The following is a 16,844-nucleotide window of genomic DNA, read 5'->3' as shown; positions in this document are numbered from 1 at the left end:
CACTCCTGCGGGTCACCGCACTGCGATCCGCCCTGGCGGCGAAACCCAGCCCGTTGCCCTGCTCCGCAGGAGCATCGTTTCCTCCCCCAGCTAATGCACGGGGTATCCACGAAGGAGACCCGATGAACGACGAGAGCCCCGCCAGCACGGAGAGCGCGGCCAGCACGCCCGATGGTCTCTACCGGGAAGTCACCGATTTCGCCGAGGACTCCCCCACCTGGGCCCACACCCTCGCCGAGTACGGCACGGAGGGCAGCCTGCTGCTCCTGATCGCCCTGCTGGCATGGGCCTGTTGGCGCGCGGCACGGCAGCACGGCCTACGCGAGGCGGGCGGCGTACGCGGCGGAACGTCCGCGCTGCTCGCGCTCGGCGCCCTCGCGGTGGCCTACGGGCTGAGCGAACTGACGAAGGTGCTGGTGGCGGAGGAGCGCCCGTGCCGGGCCGTGCCGGGTGCGGCGCCATCGCTGGTGCCCTGCCCCGGGTCCGGCGACTGGTCGTTCCCCAGCAACCACGCGACGCTCGCCCTGGGCGCCGCCACCGGTGTGCTGCTGCTCTGGCGCGCGATGGCCTGGCTGGCGCTGCCCGTCGCGCTGCTGACCGCCGTCTCGCGTGTGTTCCTCGGTGTGCACTATCCGCACGATGTGCTGGCGGGCGGCGTACTGGGCGCGGGCGTGGTGGCACTGGCGGTCCGGCTGCTGCCGCGGCCGTGGGCGCCTCTGGGCTCCCGGTCCCCGATTCCGGTCGTACGAGCCGAGCCGCGCGATCAGACCAGCCCCGACTCGTAGGCGACGATGGCGGCCTGCACCCGGTTTCCGACCTGGAGGCGTTCGAGGATCGCGCTCACATGCCCCTTGACCGTGCCCTCCACCAGATGCAGCCGCCGCGCGATCTCCGCGTTGGACAGCCCTTGCCCCACCAGCGCGAGCACCTCGCGTTCCCGTGCGGTGAGTTCATCCGTACGGGCACGGGCACGCGCGCCGCGGGAGAGGCGCCCGCCCGCGCCGCCGCCGAGCTCGGTGAGGACATGGTGGGCCACCTTCGGGGAGAAGAAGGCGCCGCCCTCGGCCACCGCCCGTACGCCTGCGAGGAGTTCGTGCGGATCGCCGGACTTCAGCAGGAAGCCGGTGGCACCGCCGCTCAGCGCGCGGGCGATGTAGGCGTCCTCGGCGAAGGTGGTGAGGATGGCGACGGCGGTACCCGGCAGTCCGGCGCACAGGATCTCCTCGCCCGCGGTGAGGCCGTCCAGGCGGGGCATCCGGATGTCGAGCAGCGCGACGTCGGGGCGGTGTGCGCGGGCGAGTTCGACGGCCTGCCGCCCGTCCGCCGCCTCGGCCACGACCTCGACGGACGGGTCGGCACCGAGGATCGCCCGTACGCCCGCGCGCACCATCGCCTCGTCGTCCGCCACCAGCACCCGGATGCTCATCGCTCCGCCCCCGCCCTCTCGATCACGTTCTTGCTGATCAGCCGGCCGTCACGAAAGCACAGCCGGTAGATGTCCACACTGGTGAAGAGGTCGCCGCTCGAACGGTAGTACGCGCAGTCCGCCCGGTGCGGCAGCGCGGGAGCACGGTCGACGGGCGGCCCGACGTCCTCCCGCCCCGGCAGCCCGGCCCGCACCCGCGCCTCCGGGTCGCCGACCCGCAGCCGGTCATAGGCCGCGACGGGCAGTACGGACTCGGCGGTCGTGTACGCGTACCAGCCCAGCACGGCGACGGTGACGAGCGCGGCGGCCGTCCCCGCACACGCGGAGGCGACTGCGATCCGCCGCCGCGCGACCTGCCGCGCCCGGGCGAACTGGCGCACGGCGGCACTCTGTCCGGCACCGGCACCGGCGGAGGCGGCCGGAGCCCCCGCACCGTCCGACCCGCCCGCACCATTCACGCGATCCGCCGGAAACCAGGCCGTCACGACGAACCCGCCGTCGTCCCGGGCCACCGCACTCAGCCCGCCACCTGCCACCCGTACGCGCTCGCGCAGTGCGATCAGCCCGGTCCCGGCACGCCCGGCGACCGTCCGCTCCGGCGCGCACTGCTCCGTGGGCCGCACCGGCGACGGCCCGTTGGCGACACTCACCCGCGCCACCGCACCGGGCCGCGCGCCCTCCGGGCACGCCGCCCTCACCGTCACCGTCACCTCCGCGCCCGGCGCGTGCTTGGCCGCGTTCGTCAGCCCCTCCTGCACCACGCGGTACGCCGCCCTGTCCACCGCCGGCGGCAGGGTCCCCGAACCGGGCCGCTCCTCCTCCGGGCCCCCGACCGTGACCAGCCGTGCCCGCAGGCCGGAGGAGACAGCCCGCTCGACGAGCGCGCGAAGCGGCTCCCCGACAGGCGCGAGCGGCCCCGGTCCCGGCTCGGACTCCGACTCGAACTCCGACTCCGGCAGTGTCCGCTCTCGCAGAACGCCGATGATCTCGTGCAACCGGTCGGTCGCCGCAGCCGCCTGCGCACGGAGCTCCGCGACGGCGGCCCGGTGCGCGTCCGGCAGGTCGGGCGCGACCTGGAGCGCGCCCGCGCGCAGCGCGATCAGGCTCAGATCGTGGCCGAGCGCGTCATGCATGTCCTCGGCGATACGGGCGCGCTCCCGCAGTCCCGCCTGCGCCGCCACGATGCGCTGCTCGTGCTCCAGACGCTCCGCCCGCTCCCAGCCCGCCCGCACCAGCTCCCGGTCCTGGCAGCGGTAGCGGCCCACGAGCCAGGGGAACACCGCGACGAACAGCAGCGTGCCCACCATCATCAGCCAGCCGAACACGGGATCGGCGTACCGCACTCCCTGGCCGACCTCCACCAGCACCCCGACCGTGCCGAGCAGCGCGATGCCGCCGAACGCGAGCAGTGCCGGGCGGGTGCGCTCGCTGCGCCGGCCGAGCAGACAGCTCGCCACGGCGAGAGCGGCGGCCAGGCTGAGCATCCCCGGCGAGACGCACAACGCGAGGACCGCGACGAGCAGCCACCCCAGCAGTGGACGGCGCCGCAGCAGGACGACCGCGAAGGCGAGCACCACGAGTTCGAGAACGGTCAGCCATGACGGCGGTGCGTCCTCGCCGTCGATTCCGTTTCCGACGACGGTGCACACGGCGACCAGCAGCCACACCAGCCCGTCACGCACCGCCACACCAGCGCGCCCGCCCGCGCTCTCCGCCATCCCGCTCCGCTCCTCACCCACCCGCCTGCCCCGCCCCTGCCTCACCCCGACGCTACCGACGCTTCCCGCCCCCGCCCTCTGACGAAGGTCAGGTCTTGGGACGCGCGAAAGCGGGGGATCTTCACCGGTCGACGCTTCGACCAGGAAACCGCCCCGTGAGCGGGCAAAGCGTCGACCGACCAACATCCAGATCCGGATTATCTGCATCACGGCGGCGCTCCCCTGGCGTGGTCGTTTCGGCCGTGCCGTGCTCCGTGCCAGGATCGGCGGTGCCATGACTGCGACTACTGAAGACGCCGCGAACGCCGTACCGGACCACGACAACGGCCCCGGCCGCGACCACACAGACCTCCACACAACCGTCGTCGACTGGTTCGACGCGCACGCCCGTGATCTCCCCTGGCGCCGCCCCGAGGCGGGCGCCTGGGGGGTCATGGTGAGCGAGTTCATGCTGCAGCAGACACCCGTCGCCCGGGTGCTCCCGGTGTACGAGCAGTGGCTCGCACGCTGGCCGCGCCCGGCTGATCTGGCCGCCGAGCCGTCCGGCGAGGCCGTACGCGCCTGGGGGCGGCTGGGCTATCCGCGCCGGGCGCTGCGGCTGCACGGTGCCGCGGCCGCCATAGCGGAACGGCACGGCGGCGATGTCCCCGGGGAGCACGCGCAGCTGCTCGCGCTGCCCGGCGTCGGCGAGTACACGGCCGCCGCGGTGGCGTCCTTCGCGTACGGGCAGCGGCATGCGGTGCTGGACACCAATGTGCGCCGGGTGTTCGCCCGTGCCGTGACCGGGCGGCAGTATCCGCCGAACGCCACCACCGCCGCCGAGCGGAAGCTCGCCCGCGCGCTCGTGCCGCAGGAGGCGGCGCTTGCCGCGCGCTGGGCGGCGGCCACGATGGAGCTGGGCGCGCTGGTGTGCACGGCTCGCGGGCCGGAGTGCGAGCGCTGCCCGATCGCCGCGCAGTGCGCCTGGCAGCTGGCGGGCGCGCCCGAGTACGAAGGCCCGCCGCGCCGTACGCAGAGCTACGCCGGGACTGACCGCCAGGTGCGCGGCAGGCTGCTGGCCGTACTGCGGGACTCGGCGGGTCCGGTGCCGCAGGCGGCGCTGGACCGGGTGTGGCACGAGCCGGTGCAGCGGGCGCGGGCGCTGGACGGGCTGGTGTCCGACGGGCTGGTGGAGCCGCTGGAGGGTGGCGCGTACCGGCTGCCGCAGACCTGACCCTGACCGGCCCCTGCCTGATCCCTGACCAGCCAGGCCCCAGGCTCCCGCCCGCCGTCGGCCCCGCCCTCGGGCACGCTGCCCGGCGGCGGATGGAGATGCCCCTGTGCGTACGGGCCGACACAGCGCCGTTACACAACCGATGGGCAGCCGACGGCTTCCCGAAGGCCCGCTGCACACGGTCCCGCAACACCCGCTGCCTATGTTCCTCGTATACCGGGGGGCGACCCACTTCACAGGCTCGGGAGGCGGACGTGGCAGCAGAGGTGCTGGACTTCGAGGAGTACGTGCGGACTCGGCAGGACGCGTTGCTGCGCAGCGCCCGCCGGCTGGTCACCGACCCCATGGAGGCCCAGGATCTGCTCCAGACCGCACTTGCCCGCACCTACGGCAGGTGGGACGGCATAGCGGACAAGTCCCTCGCCGATGCCTATCTGCGCCGGGTGATGATCAACACCCGTACGGAGTGGTGGCGTTCCCGCCGGCTCCAGGAGGTGCCGACCGAGCACCTGCCGGACGTCGTGGGCGTCGAGGACGGCTCCGAGCAGCGCGCCGACCGCGAGCTGCTGATGGAGGTGCTGGGCACACTGGCGCCCAAGCAGCGCAGTGTCGTGGTCCTGCGACACTGGGAGCAGATGAGTACCGAGGACACTGCTCGGGCGCTGGGCATGTCGCCGGGCACCGTGAAGAGCACGCTGCACCGCGCACTGGCCAGACTGCGCGAGGAGCTGAAGCGGAGGACCGTGGAGTGCGCCGCCTGACGGCGGTGGAGCACACGGGGAGCCGACGGTCCGCACTCGCGCTGGCGGTGGGCGTCCTGACCCTGGTCGCGGGGTGTGCCGCCAGCGGCGAGGGGGTGCGGGTGGAGGGATCGCCGACCGCCTCGGCCGCTCCGAACCCCGCGGTCTCGTCGACGCCCGAGGGCGCCTCCGCCTCCGAAGGCCCGCCCCTCGGCAGTCCGGTGCCGAGCACGAAGCCCGAGCCGGGCGTGGGCAGCGGCACGGCGTCGGGGGATGACGAAGCCGCGTACACGGAGAACGGCAAGGTCCGCAAGGTCGACGAGACGACCGTGATCTCGGTGCTCAGGCGTGATCCGAAGGTCAGTGGCCATGTGAAGCGGGATCTGGCGCCGTGCGACGGCGAGCAGTATCCGGTGGGGGTCGAGTACGGGCGGATGACCGGGGGCAAGCAGGCGGATCTGGTCGTGAACGTCTCGTCCTGCGCGGACAGCGTCGGCGTCGGGACGTACGTCTACCGCCGCAGTACGAGCGGGGCGCTGGTGAACGTCTTCGCCGCCGAGCGCCCGCCGGTCTCCGCGGAGCTCGGCGACGGCGGCATGCTGGTGGTCACCCGGGACGTCTACATCGGGGACGAGCCCATCTGCTGTCCCTCGGGCCGCGACGTGATCACATACGCGTGGCGGGACGGCGTGTTCGAGGAACTGAAGCGCGAGCGCACCGACAGCGAGGCGAGGGCCACCCCGTCGGTGGAACCCCGGAAGGACTGAGGCGAGCAGGAGATGGCCGAGACCCACGTGCTCTTCGTCGAGGACGACGACGTCATCAGGGAGGCGACGCAGCTGGCGCTGGAGCGCGACGGCTTCGTGGTGACGGCGGTGGCCGACGGTCTGACCGGGCTGGAGGCGTTCCGCGCCGACCGGCCCGACATCGCGCTGCTGGACGTCATGGTGCCGGGTCTGGACGGTGTCAGCCTGTGCCGCCGCATCCGGGACGCCTCCACCGTCCCGGTGATCATGCTGTCCGCGCGCGCCGACTCGATCGATGTGGTGCTGGGGCTGGAGGCGGGGGCGGACGACTATGTGACCAAGCCCTTCGACGGGGCGGTGCTGGTTGCCCGCATCCGTGCGGTGCTGCGGCGCTTCGGGCACGCGAACGGGGTTCCCCCGGGACACGGGCACGGTGGCCAGGGCGGGCACGGGGGACCGGGCGGCCACGGCGCCCATACCGGCTACGGTGCCCATCCGGGGCAGAGCGGGCACCACGCGGCGGCGGCCGAGCGACCCGGCGCGGGGGACGAGGTGCTGCGCTTCGGCGACCTGGAGGTCGACACCGAGGGCATGGAGGTACGGTCCGCGGGCCGTCCGGTGTCCCTGACGCCGACGGAGATGCGGCTGCTGCTGGAGTTCTCCGCGGCGCCCGGCACGGTGCTCTCGCGGGACCGGCTGCTGGAGCGCGTGTGGGACTACGGCTGGGGCGGCGACACCCGCGTCGTCGACGTCCATGTGCAGCGGCTGCGCAGCAAGATCGGCCAGGACCGGATCGAGACGGTCCGCGGCTTCGGCTACAAGCTGAAGGGTTGAGGGCTCGGTCCCGCCACGCAGATGAAGCGCCTCCCCCTCCCCGGCCCGCTCCGCCACGGCTTCCTCCGCAACGGCCTGCGCACCGGTCTCCGCTGGAAGCTGAGTGCCGCCATCGCGCTGGTCGGTGCGCTGGTCGCGCTCGCGCTCAGCCTCGTCGTGCACAACGCCGCGCGCGGCACCATGCAGGACAGCAGCCGCGATGTGCAGGACGAGCGGCTGCAGTACGCGCGCCGCATCTACGACTCCACGGGGCAGATCCCCTTCGGGGCGCGGATCGACGATCCCGCACTTCCCGCTGCGCTGCGTGGGGCTGTCGAGCAGGGAAGGCGGGCGACCTACCTGGAGGAGCGAGGCGGCGGCCCGCCCGTCGTGTGGGCGGCCACCCCGCTGCCGGACGACCGGATCATGTCCCTGCGCACCCGCTTCGCCGACCGCTACGACGTGCTCACCGACCTCGACCGCTCGCTGATCATCGGTTCGCTGTCGGTGGTGCTGGGCGGCTGCGCGCTGGGAGTGCTGGTCGGCGGCCAGCTCTCACGCCGCCTGCGCAAGGCCGCCGACGCGGCGAGCGAGGTCGCGGGCGGCGACACCGAGGTGCGGGTACGGGACGCCATCGGCGGGCGGCGGCTGCGGGTACGCGACGAGGCGGACGAACTCGCCGACGCCATCGACGCCATGGCCGACGCCCTCCAGGCCCGGCTGGAGGCGGAGCGCCGCGTGACGGCCGACATCGCGCACGAACTGCGCACCCCGGTCACCGGCCTGCTCACCGCCGCCGAACTGCTGCCCGAGGGCCGCCCTGCCGAGCTGGTACGGGACCGCGCGCAGGCGCTGCGCCAGCTGGTCGAGGACGTGCTGGAAGTCGCCCGGCTGGACGGCGCGCGGGAGCGGGCCGAGCTCCAGGAGGTGGCGCTCGGGGCGTTCGTACGGCGCCGGGTCTCGGTCGCGGCACCGGAGGCGCGGGTACGGATCGTCGCGGACGCCATCGTCACCACCGACCCCCGGCGGCTGGAGCGCATCCTGGGGAATCTCCTGGCGAACGCCGCCCGGCACGGCCGCCCCCCGGTCGTCGTGACCGTGGACGGCCGCCGCATCCGGATACGGGATCACGGCCCCGGATTTCCGGAGCGGCTGCTGAAGGAGGGGCTGAGCCGGTTCCGCACCGGGAGCACCGACCGCTCGCAGTCCGGGTACGGGCTGGGGCTGACCATCGCGGCAGGTCAGGCCCGGGTGCTGGGGGCACGTCTGACGTTCCGCAACGCGGAGCCGGACGAGCCGGCCGCGCCCGGCGAGGAGGCGGCCGGGGTTGCCCGGACTGCCGGGGGCGGCACCGGGGAGAACGGGGAGGCAACCGGGGAGAGCGGGGAGGTGACCGGGGAGCCGGGCGCCGGGGGCGGCACCGGTGCGGTGGCCGTGCTGTGGCTGCCGGAGTCGCCCCCGACCGAGCCCTCCACCCCGCCCGGTGGGGTCCCCCTCATGATCCGCCGCCGCTGACGCAGTCGCCCGCTCCCGACGAAAGACCCTGGTGCCGCGCGACGCCGGGCGTACTCATGCCTCCACGGTGACACGCCCCTCTGACAGCGGGCCCTCCCCGGACTCCTTGCCGGTTGCCACCCCTGAAGCATTCTCGGGCGCGTCACCCGAGGCGCCGCCGGCCGTCTCACCGGAGGTGTCGCCCGAGGTGCCGCCGGAGTCCTCGGCGGGCGAGTCGGCGCCGCCCCGCAGCGGGGTCTCCCTGATGAACCACGCCAGGACGAAGATCAGCACCGTCAGCGAGGCCGCCAGCAGGAAGACCGTGTGCGTGCCGTTGGAGACGGCCTGCTCGTACGCCCTGCGCACCCCGTCGGGCAGCTTGGCCAGCGAGGCCGCGTCGAGCTGGCTGTTGCCGCCCGCCGCTCGTTCCGCCCCGGCGCTGCCGAGCCGGTCGGTCATGGTGTCCTCCACCTGGCCGGCGAAGAGGGTGCCCATCAGCGCGACGCCGAAGGAGCCGCCGATCGTACGGAAGAGGGTGGCCGAGGAGGAGGCGACGCCCAGGTCCTTCGGCTCCACACTGTTCTGCGCGATCAGCATCGTGAGCTGCATCAGGAAGCCCATCCCGGTGCCGAGCAGGGCCATGTAGAGCCCGGCGGTCAGCCGGCTGGTGCCGGTGTCCATCTGGGCGAGCAGGAAGAGGCCGACGGGGATCAGCGCGCCACCGATGAGCGGGTAGACGCGGTACTTGCCGGTGGCGGTCGTGGCGCGGCCGACGAAGACGGAGACGATCATCAGCGGCAGCAGCAACGGCAGCAGCAGGAGCCCCGAGTTGGTGGCGGAGGCGCCCTGGACCGCCTGCTGGAAGAGCGGCAGGAAGGTCATGGAGCCGAACATCACGAAGCCCAGCAGGAAGCCGATGACGATGACGAGGGAGAAGTTCCGGTTCCGGAAGATCCCGAAGGGCATTATCGGTTCGGGGACGCGCTGCTCGACGTAGACGAAACCGGCCAGGGAGGCCAGCGCCAGCACCGACAGCCCGATGATCACACCGGAACCCCACGCGTACTCCGTACCGCCCCAGCTGGCGACCAGCACGGTCGCGGTGATGACGGTGGTGAGCAGCGCCGCGCCCACATAGTCGATGCGCCCCTCCGAGCGCTTCTTCGGCAGGTGCAGCAGCGTCACGACCATGACCATGGCGATGATGCCGAGCGGCAGGTTGATGTAGAACGCCCAGCGCCACCCCAGATGGTCGGTGAGGGTGCCGCCGACCAGCGGCCCGCCGATCATGGCGAACGACATCACCCCGGCCATCATGCCCATGTACTTGCCGCGCTCGCGGGGCGGCACCAGGTCGGCCAGGATCGCCATGGCACCGACCAGCAGACCGCCCGCGCCCAGGCCCTGCAGCGCCCGGAAGCCGATCAGCTGCCCCATGCTCTGCGCCGCTCCCGAGGTGGCGGAGCCCACCAGGAAGATGACGATGGAGATGAGGAAGGTGCCCTTCCTCCCGTACATGTCGCCGAGCTTGCCCCACAGCGGGGTCGAGGCGGCGGTCGTGAGGGTGTACGCGGTGACCACCCACGCCAGGTGGTCCAGGCCGCCCAGCTCGCCGACGATGGTGGGCATCGCGGTGCCCACCACCATGTTGTCGAGCATGGCCAGCATGACGGCGATCATCAGGGCGGAGAGCATGACACGGAGGCTGCGCTGGTCGGGCAGGTGAGAGGGTGGCGCTTCGGTCTTCAGGGCTGCGTCACTCATGATCTTCTTCCACCGGGTTCAGGAATGCGGCTGGCGGCTGGCGGCTAGCACGGAGAGCCACGACTTACTTGACGCCCGGCTAGTTGAGTACAGTGGAGAAACTAGAGCGCTACTAGCCGGGCGTCAAGTAAGTATCTGAGAGGGTAGCCATGAGCAGGGGAAACACCCGCCAGCGGATTCAGGACGTCGCGCTGGAACTGTTCGCCGAGCGGGGCTACGAGAAGACGTCGCTGCGCGAGATCGCCGAGCAGCTCGACGTCACCAAGGCCGCGCTCTACTACCACTTCAAGACCAAGGAAGACATCCTCCTCAGCATCTTCGAGGACCTGAACCGGCCGATCGTCGAGCTGATCGCCTGGGGCGAGCAGCAGCCCCGCACGCTGGAGACCAAGAAGGAGATCCTCCGCCGGTACGGCCAGGCGCTCTACGACGCGGAGCCGCTCTTCCGCTTCATGCAGGAGAACCAGGCCTCCATCCGCGAACTGAGCCTCGGCGAACGCATCAAGCAGCGGATGTTCGCGCTGTCCGGCCTGCTGGTGGAGCAGGACGCCGAACTGATCGACCGGGTCCGCGCGCTCACCTCGCTGTTCGCCATGCACGCGGGCATGTTCGCCATGCTGCAGACGGACGACGACCTCAAGGAGCGGCAGGAGGCGCACCTCCTCGTGGCGCACGAACTGATCACCACCGCGCACCACGGCGACTGACCTCACCCGGCACCCGCCCGTCCGGAGGAGTACGGTCCGGATCAGCAGCCCGGCCCGAAGAGAGGTGCACGACCATGCCGCAATCCGAGACCGCCACCGGCATACGCCTCGCCCTGTGGTCGAAGGACGATCTCGACCTCCTGCACCAGGTCAACACCCCCGAGATGCGCGCACACCTCGGAGGACCGGAGCGCGAGGAGCAGATCCTCTCCCGCCACGAGCGCTATCTCCAGCCCACCGACCCGGGCGTCAGCTGCATGTTCCGCATCGCCCTGCTCCCGGACGACGAATCGGCGGGCATCATCGGCTACTGGGAACGCGAGTGGCAGGGCGAGACCGTGTACGAGACCGGCTGGGGCGTGCTCCCCCACCTCCAGGGCCGGGGCATCGCGGTCGCGGCGGCCGTACGGACAATCGCGGCGGCACGCGCCCAGCGCAGGCACGCCCGCATCCACGCGTTCCCGTCCACCGGCAACCCCGCCTCGAACGCGATCTGCCGCAAGGCCGGCTTCACGCTGAGCGGCCAGTGCGACCTCGAATACCCGCCGGAAACGGGCAACATCATGCACTGCAACGACTGGAGCCTGGACCTGACGGACCCGGCTCCGCCCCCGCCCCCGGCGCGCTGAAGGGGCAACGCCCAAGACCGCAGAGTCCGTTCACCTCTCCGCCTCCCCCTGCCCAAGCCATAGCATCACCGTATGGAGCCCGCGACCCTCGGCGTACGACTCGCCACCACCGCCGTAGTGCCCCTGGTCAAGAAGCTGTTCGCACGGCCCGGCCCCGGAGCGGGGCTGGTCGCGGAGCCCGTGCGGATCTCCTCCCTCGTCTCCTTCCGGGGCGAGCAGCGCACCCTGGAGGAGGCCGACTTGGAGCGGCTGGCCGCCGAACTGACGCACCGCGCCATACAGTCCACCGGGCCGCACGAACACCCGGTTCCCGCCGACGAGGAGACGGCCGTCGCCCACGCGCTGGCGGGAACCCTCCAGGCCCTCGGTACCCTCACCATGGACGACGCGCAGGCGGTGCGCCTCGGCCCGCGGGAGTTCGCCCGCGAACTGCGGCGCCACGCCCCGCCGTCGGCCGGACACCTGAGTGCGGACGCCACGGGGCTGTACGAACGACTCGTGGACACCGCCGCCCTGCACATCCTGAACTTCTTCACCCAGCGCTCCGACTTCGTACCCCGCACCCTCGCGGAGCAGACCCGGCAGCTCGCCGAACACACCGCCGTACTCGACCTCCTGATCGCGCGCGTGCCCTCGCAGAGCGCCGAGGACGCCCGCTTCGAGCAGCGGTACGCCGAGCACATCATCCGTGGGCACGGCGAGTTGACCATCTACGGCCTCGACCTCCAGCACGCCCGCGAGTGGCCGTTGGACGCCGCGTACATCCCGCTGGAGGCCACGAACGGCGCGGGCACGCCGACGACCGCCGAACGCGCCCTGACCGGGCAGGACAGGGTGCTGTTGCGCGGCGCAGCGGGCTCCGGCAAGAGCACACTGGTGCAGTGGCTCGCGGTCACGGCGGCCCGCCGGACCTACTCCCCGCACCTCGCCCACCTGGTCGGCCGGGTGCCCTTCGTGCTGCCGCTGCGCCGGGTCGTACGGGAGGGACTGCCGCCCACGCCCGACCACTTCCTGCACGCCGTACGCAGCAGCACGGCCGGAGCACAGCCGCCCGGCTGGGCGGACCGGGTGCTGCGTGCGGGCCGGGGGCTGGTGCTTGTCGACGGGGTCGACGAGATCCCGGAGCACGAGCGGGAGGAGGTGCGGCGCTGGCTGCGCGAGCTGATGGGCGAGTTCCCCGGCAACCTGTGGCTGGTCACCTGCCGCCCCTCGGCCGTACGGGAGGACTGGCTCGCCGGAGAGGACTTCACGGAACTGACCCTCTCGCCCATGTCGCGAAACGATGTCGCGGGCTTCGTAGGCCGCTGGCACACCGCCGCAGGGGCCGGCACGGAACTGGCGGACGATCTGCTCGCCGCGATCCGCACCAGTGGCGACCTCGGCCGTCTCGCCGTAAACCCGCTGATGTGCGGCCTGCTGTGCGCGCTGCACCGCGAGCGGCGCGGCTTCCTGCCGCACAGCCGCAAGGACCTCTACGACGCGGCCCTGTCCATGCTGCTGGAGCGGCGCGACGTCGAACGCGCGGTGGGCGCGAGGTCGGAGCTGCGGCTCTCCAAGGACACCCAGGTCCAGCTGCTGCAACGGCTGGCGTACTGGCTCATCCGCAACGGCCAGGCAGAGATGAGCCGTGCGGACGCACTGGCCCAACTCACCGCGGCGCTGCGGAACATGGCGCACATCGAGGCGGACACGGAGACGGTCTACCGACTGCTGCTGGAACGCTCGGGCCTGCTGCGTGAACCCGCCTGGGAGCGCGTCGACTTCGTACACCGCACCTTCCAGGACTACCTGGGCGCCAAAGCGGCGGTGGAGGAGGGCGACTTCGGACTGCTCGTCGGCCACGGGGACGACGAGCAGTGGGAAGACGTGATCCGCATGGCCGTCGCCCACGCGCGCCCCGCAGAGCGGGCCCGGATCATGGAGGGGTTGCTCGACAAGTCATCTGTCCGCTCCGTCGTCCTGGCCGCAGCCTGCCTGGAGCAGGCGACCGAACTCGATCCGGACGTACGGCAACGCGCCCTGAGGTCCACCGCGGGTCTCCTGCCCCCCAGCAGGGTCTCCATGGCGCTGCTGCTCGCCGACTGCGGCCCGATGGTGCTGAGTCTGCTCCCCGGTCCGGCCGGACTGACGGAGAGCGAGGCGGAGGCGGTAGTCGTCACCGCGAGCCGCATCGGCACCGACGCCGCCCTCCCGGTGCTCAGGCGCTTCCGCACACACCCGTCACTCGCCGTGCGCAGCCAGCTCGCCTGGACCTGGCACCGCTTCGACACCCGGACCTACGCCGAGGAGATCATCGGCCATCTGCCGCAGGACGACCTCTACTTCGCGGTGCAGGACACCGCCCGGCTTCGGGCCCTACGAGAACTGGGCGGGCGCAGCCGCATCCAGCTCCGGGGAGCGTTCGACCTGTCCGAACTGGCCGCTCTCCCGCTCACGCATCTCTGGCTGCCGGGCGGCCTCCCCCCGGGCGACCGGGGTGAGTGGCTGCGCGACCTCCCCGACCTGCGCAGTCTCCGCCTTCCGCCGGAATCCGCATCCGACCCCGCCCCCATGCTCGCCCCGCACATCGCTGTCACTTACAGCGATGACGGGACGCCCCCGCCTCACGACGCTCGGCGTCCATCCGGACCTACTCGACGGAGCCACCGTGCACCTGGGCCCGCTGGCTGAGCTGGCACGGCTGCGGCGGGTCGAGTTGTTCCGCGTGCGCCGCACGCTGCACGCCGACCGTCTCCCACCGGAGGTGGAGGTCACCCGGACGCCCCGCCCCCGGCGAGACGTGGACCAGTTCCGGCCTCAGACCCCCCGGTAGACCTCACGCCGATGACCGAGGCCAATCACCTCGATGACGAGCTGCCCCTCGTCAACGCGGTAGATGACGCGGTAGTCGCCCACCCGCAGGCGGTAGCGGTCACCGTGGCCGGTGAGCTTGCGCACGGCCACGTCCGGCCGGTACGGGTCCTCACCAAGCGGGGTGAGGGCCTCCAGGATGCGCATCGCCGCATGCGGGTCGACGGCACGGAGCTGGCGACGCGCGTGCGCGGTGAAAGCGAAGCGGTACTTCACGCCGCGTGCCCCTGGTCGTTCTCTCCGAAGATGTCGGCCACGACCTGGGACATCGTGTAATGCGCCTGCCCCTCCTCGGTGCGAGCGGTCTCCTCGGCCTGGCGCGCGAAGTATTCGTCGATGGCATCCTCCAGCGCGTTGTAGTCGTCCATGGAGACCACGGCGGCGACGGGCTTGCCGTCGCGGGTGATGACGGTGGACCCGCCGCTCACCGAGCGGTCGATGATCTCAGCGAGGTGGGCTCGGGCTTCGCGGACTGTCACGGTGTCGTCCATGGGGGAAAATGTACACAGTAGTGCGTACACACGCCTTTCTCTGGACACCAACACGTCCTTTCTTGACTGATCGTTCTGAGTACGCGTAGCGTAGAGCCGTGGCCAGGACAAAGGAATTCGATCCCGATGCCGCGCTGCAGGCAGCTTTGGAGCTGTTCTGGCGGCGCGGGTACGAGGCGACGTCGATGAGCGATCTCGTGGAGCAGCTCGGCATCGGGCGGGCCAGCATCTACGCCACCTTCGGGAACAAGCACGAGCTGTACCTCAAGGCACTCGACCGCTATGGCGAGAAGCAGGACCCGGGGCTGCTCGAAGCGCTGTCGCAGCCGGGCGCCGCGCTGCCCGCAGTGCGGGAGCTGGTGCGCCGCTTCGCCGCCGAGGCGGGCTCGGAGCAGCGCTCGCGCGGATGCTTCGTCACCAACACCGCCGCCGAACTGGCGGCCCATGACCGCGAGGCCGCCCGCCGGGTGGAGGCCAGCTGGAGTCATCTGGAGACCCTGATGCACTCGGCCCTGGCGCGGGCGGGAATGCAGGGCGAGCTGCCCCCCGGGCGTGACCCGAAGCCGCTCGCGCGGATGCTGATCGTCCTGATGCAGGGCATGCGGGTGGTCGGGAAGGCATCGGCGGACCCGGCCCGGGTGCACGACGCGGCCGAGCAGGCACTCACGCTGCTGGACTGAGCCCGCACACCCCGTACCGCCGCACGCCCTCCGCTGCCGCGCCGCGCAGCGGACCCGCATGCCCAAATACTAGAACGCTCGGTCAATTATCAGGAGGGTCCAGCAGCATGAAAGCCGCCAGCCCACCCACGCTGGACAGCCCTCCGGCCGGCGCCGAGCGCAGCGCCCGCACCGCGTGGGCCTTCGCGCTGCTCGGTACCGTCCAGGCCGTCCTGATCTTCACGCTCGCCGCCCTCGCCGTGCCGCTGCCCCGCATCGGCGCCGAGTACGGCCTCCGACGGGCCGACCTGATCCTCCTCAACTCCGCCTACGGTCTGACCTTCGCCGGGCTGCTGCTCCTCGGTGCCAGGCTTGTCGACCGCCACGGCGCGCGGCGCGTGCTCACCGCGGGCCTGCTGGTGTTCGCTGCCGCCTCGCTCGCCGCTCCCTTCGCGCCCGGCTATCCCACCCTGCTCACCGCCCGCTTCGCGCAGGGCACCGGAGCGGCACTGCTCGCGCCGGCCGCCATGGGACTGCTGCGCGCACTGTTCCCCGACCCCCTTGCCCACGGGCGCGCCCTGGCCACCTGGGGCGGGCTCTCCCTGCTGGGGGCCACCGCCGGAACTCTGCTCTCCGGCGCCATCTCGGCCTCGGTGTCCTGGCGCTGGACCTTCGCCGTACCGCTGCTGGTCGCGGTCGCCGGGCTCGCGCTCGGACCCCGGCTGCTGCCCGCAACCGCCCCGCCGCCCCCGCACGAGAAGCGGCCCGCACTGGACCTGACCGGGGCCCTGCTCGCGACCTCGGGCATCATCCTGGCCAGTTACGGCCTGGTGCTCACCGACGCGCGGGCGTGGTCCTCGGCGGCCGTGCTGGTGCCCCTGCTCACCGGTGCCGTCCTGCTCGGCGCCTTCCTCCTCGCCGAACTGCGGGCCCCCGACCCGCTGCTGCCCCCGCGCTTCCTGCTGCGGCCCCGCCGCGCGCTGGCACTGGCCGCCATCGCGCTCACCGCCACCGGCACCGCGATCACCTTTCTCCTGCTCTCCCTGCACCTCCAGCAGGTGCGGGGCTGGTCACCGCTGGAGAACTCCGGCGCGTTCGTGCCGTTCGCCGTCGCGCTGCTGTGCTCCTCCCGTGCCGCCGGGCCGCTGATCGCCCGCCGGGGCACCGTCGCCGTGACCGCCACCGGCCTCGCCGTCGGCGCGGTGGGGCTGGCCCTGCTGTCGGCCACCGGGCTCGACCCCGAACTCCCGTACGCACTCGGGCTGCTGCCCGGCCTCGTCCTGCTGGCCGCCGGGGCCGCCGCCGCGTTCGCCGGGGCCGCCGTGCTGGCCGCCGCGGACGTGCCGCCGCGCCAGACCGGCCTGGCCGGAGGCGTGCTCAACACCGCGATGGAGCTGGGACCGACGGTGGTCCTCGCCCTGCTGCTCACCTTCGGCGGCGACGCGCGCCCGCTGGCGGCGGCCGGCGCGGGCCTGGGGCTCACCGCCCTCGGCATCACCACCCTGCGCGGCCGCCCGCACCGCCTGCGAAGCCCGAGCGCCGCCCGACGGACCACCTGAAGCGCACCACCGAACCGAACCAACCGAACGAACCG

General features: G+C 72.4%; 16 protein-coding genes. 11 read left to right on the top strand and 5 right to left on the bottom strand.

What is annotated here, in order from left to right:
- The first annotated feature begins 122 nt into the window (after positions 1-122).
- Positions 123-785, top strand: coding sequence for a phosphatase PAP2 family protein (locus tag LHJ74_RS09070; protein ID WP_260217330.1), 663 nt, complete (start codon positions 123-125; stop codon positions 783-785).
- On the opposite strand, the gene LHJ74_RS09065 is transcribed toward LHJ74_RS09070, so the two are convergent.
- Positions 764-1,426 (bottom strand): response regulator, encoded by a 663-nt coding sequence (locus LHJ74_RS09065; RefSeq protein ID WP_260217328.1) that lies wholly within the window; start codon positions 1,424-1,426, stop codon positions 764-766. The two genes, LHJ74_RS09070 and LHJ74_RS09065, sit on opposite strands and share 22 nt — an antisense overlap.
- On the bottom strand, positions 1,423-3,144 hold the full coding sequence (locus LHJ74_RS34150; protein WP_311203274.1) for a sensor histidine kinase: 1,722 nt from the start codon (positions 3,142-3,144) through the stop codon (positions 1,423-1,425). Before LHJ74_RS34150 ends, LHJ74_RS09065 begins: the two co-directional genes overlap by 4 nt.
- A 274-nt stretch (positions 3,145-3,418) precedes the next feature.
- Here LHJ74_RS34150 and LHJ74_RS09055 point away from each other — a divergent pair, with 274 nt between their 5' ends.
- The 5 genes from LHJ74_RS09055 to LHJ74_RS09035 all read left to right on the top strand — a co-directional run bounded on the left by LHJ74_RS09055 (position 3,419) and on the right by LHJ74_RS09035 (position 8,171).
- Positions 3,419-4,357: an HhH-GPD family protein gene (locus LHJ74_RS09055; protein WP_260217327.1), complete on the top strand. Its 939-nt coding sequence runs from the start codon at positions 3,419-3,421 to the stop codon at positions 4,355-4,357.
- A gap of 254 nt (positions 4,358-4,611) precedes the next feature.
- Positions 4,612-5,118 carry a SigE family RNA polymerase sigma factor gene (locus LHJ74_RS09050; protein ID WP_260217326.1) on the top strand — a complete coding sequence of 169 codons (507 nt, stop codon included), beginning with the start codon at positions 4,612-4,614 and terminating at the stop codon, positions 5,116-5,118.
- Complete coding sequence (locus tag LHJ74_RS09045; protein WP_260217325.1) at positions 5,106-5,864, top strand: LppP/LprE family lipoprotein; 759 nt, start codon at positions 5,106-5,108, stop codon at positions 5,862-5,864. Before LHJ74_RS09050 ends, LHJ74_RS09045 begins: the two co-directional genes overlap by 13 nt.
- Positions 5,865-5,876: 12 nt before the next feature.
- Positions 5,877-6,677 carry a response regulator gene (locus tag LHJ74_RS09040; RefSeq protein WP_260217324.1) on the top strand — a complete coding sequence of 267 codons (801 nt, stop codon included), beginning with the start codon at positions 5,877-5,879 and terminating at the stop codon, positions 6,675-6,677.
- Between the two features lie 21 nt (positions 6,678-6,698).
- Entirely contained in the window at positions 6,699-8,171 is a 1,473-nt protein-coding gene (locus LHJ74_RS09035; protein WP_260217323.1) for a sensor histidine kinase, read from the top strand.
- A 54-nt stretch (positions 8,172-8,225) separates the two neighbouring features.
- Here LHJ74_RS09035 and LHJ74_RS09030 read toward each other — a convergent pair whose 3' ends face one another.
- Complete coding sequence (locus tag LHJ74_RS09030) at positions 8,226-9,914, bottom strand: MDR family MFS transporter (protein WP_260217322.1); 1,689 nt, start codon at positions 9,912-9,914, stop codon at positions 8,226-8,228.
- 149 nt (positions 9,915-10,063) lie between these two features.
- Between LHJ74_RS09030 and LHJ74_RS09025 the strand changes: the two genes are divergently transcribed.
- The 3 genes from LHJ74_RS09025 to LHJ74_RS09015 all read left to right on the top strand — a co-directional run bounded on the left by LHJ74_RS09025 (position 10,064) and on the right by LHJ74_RS09015 (position 13,920).
- Positions 10,064-10,621 (top strand): TetR/AcrR family transcriptional regulator, encoded by a 558-nt coding sequence (locus LHJ74_RS09025; RefSeq protein WP_260217321.1) that lies wholly within the window; start codon positions 10,064-10,066, stop codon positions 10,619-10,621.
- A gap of 74 nt (positions 10,622-10,695) precedes the next feature.
- Positions 10,696-11,250: a GNAT family N-acetyltransferase gene (locus LHJ74_RS09020; protein WP_260217320.1), complete on the top strand. Its 555-nt coding sequence runs from the start codon at positions 10,696-10,698 to the stop codon at positions 11,248-11,250.
- A 72-nt stretch (positions 11,251-11,322) separates the two neighbouring features.
- Positions 11,323-13,920 (top strand): NACHT domain-containing protein, encoded by a 2,598-nt coding sequence (locus LHJ74_RS09015; protein WP_260217319.1) that lies wholly within the window; start codon positions 11,323-11,325, stop codon positions 13,918-13,920.
- 126 nt (positions 13,921-14,046) lie between these two features.
- On the opposite strand, the gene LHJ74_RS09010 is transcribed toward LHJ74_RS09015, so the two are convergent.
- Together LHJ74_RS09010 and LHJ74_RS09005 are read right to left on the bottom strand one after the other, a co-directional pair.
- Complete coding sequence (locus LHJ74_RS09010) at positions 14,047-14,316, bottom strand: type II toxin-antitoxin system RelE family toxin (protein ID WP_260217316.1); 270 nt, start codon at positions 14,314-14,316, stop codon at positions 14,047-14,049.
- Positions 14,313-14,591 carry a type II toxin-antitoxin system Phd/YefM family antitoxin gene (locus LHJ74_RS09005; RefSeq protein ID WP_260217315.1) on the bottom strand — a complete coding sequence of 93 codons (279 nt, stop codon included), beginning with the start codon at positions 14,589-14,591 and terminating at the stop codon, positions 14,313-14,315. Before LHJ74_RS09005 ends, LHJ74_RS09010 begins: the two co-directional genes overlap by 4 nt.
- Before the next feature lie 98 nt (positions 14,592-14,689).
- Here LHJ74_RS09005 and LHJ74_RS09000 point away from each other — a divergent pair, with 98 nt between their 5' ends.
- Entirely contained in the window at positions 14,690-15,271 is a 582-nt protein-coding gene (locus LHJ74_RS09000) for a TetR/AcrR family transcriptional regulator (RefSeq protein ID WP_260217314.1), read from the top strand.
- A 107-nt stretch (positions 15,272-15,378) separates the two neighbouring features.
- The gene (locus LHJ74_RS08995; RefSeq protein ID WP_260217313.1) at positions 15,379-16,809 is read left to right on the top strand and encodes an MFS transporter; all 1,431 of its coding nucleotides are present in this window, start codon (positions 15,379-15,381) and stop codon (positions 16,807-16,809) included.
- Positions 16,810-16,844 lie beyond the last annotated feature (35 nt).

The sequence above is a fragment of the Streptomyces gossypii genome, assembly GCF_025165795.1.
GTDB lineage: Bacteria > Actinomycetota > Actinomycetes > Streptomycetales > Streptomycetaceae > Streptomyces > Streptomyces gossypii.
The sequence above is the reverse complement of the archived record's forward strand: the minus strand, read 5'-3'. Positions and strand labels throughout refer to the sequence as shown.

Bases quoted from the DNA above. Each gene is read 5' to 3' on its own strand.
- LHJ74_RS09030 (WP_260217322.1), bottom strand. From the start codon at position 9,914: ATGAGTGACGCAGCCCTGAAGACCGAAGCGCCACCCTCTCACCTGCCC.
- LHJ74_RS09020 (WP_260217320.1), top strand. From the start codon at position 10,696: ATGCCGCAATCCGAGACCGCCACCGGCATACGCCTCGCCCTGTGGTCG.
- LHJ74_RS09035 (WP_260217323.1), top strand. From the start codon at position 6,699: ATGAAGCGCCTCCCCCTCCCCGGCCCGCTCCGCCACGGCTTCCTCCGC.
- LHJ74_RS09015 (WP_260217319.1), top strand. From the start codon at position 11,323: ATGGAGCCCGCGACCCTCGGCGTACGACTCGCCACCACCGCCGTAGTG.
- LHJ74_RS09025 (WP_260217321.1), top strand. From the start codon at position 10,064: ATGAGCAGGGGAAACACCCGCCAGCGGATTCAGGACGTCGCGCTGGAA.
- LHJ74_RS09005 (WP_260217315.1), bottom strand. From the start codon at position 14,591: ATGGACGACACCGTGACAGTCCGCGAAGCCCGAGCCCACCTCGCTGAG.
- LHJ74_RS09040 (WP_260217324.1), top strand. From the start codon at position 5,877: ATGGCCGAGACCCACGTGCTCTTCGTCGAGGACGACGACGTCATCAGG.
- LHJ74_RS09070 (WP_260217330.1), top strand. From the start codon at position 123: ATGAACGACGAGAGCCCCGCCAGCACGGAGAGCGCGGCCAGCACGCCC.
- LHJ74_RS34150 (WP_311203274.1), bottom strand. From the start codon at position 3,144: ATGGCGGAGAGCGCGGGCGGGCGCGCTGGTGTGGCGGTGCGTGACGGG.
- LHJ74_RS09065 (WP_260217328.1), bottom strand. From the start codon at position 1,426: ATGAGCATCCGGGTGCTGGTGGCGGACGACGAGGCGATGGTGCGCGCG.
- LHJ74_RS08995 (WP_260217313.1), top strand. From the start codon at position 15,379: ATGAAAGCCGCCAGCCCACCCACGCTGGACAGCCCTCCGGCCGGCGCC.
- LHJ74_RS09055 (WP_260217327.1), top strand. From the start codon at position 3,419: ATGACTGCGACTACTGAAGACGCCGCGAACGCCGTACCGGACCACGAC.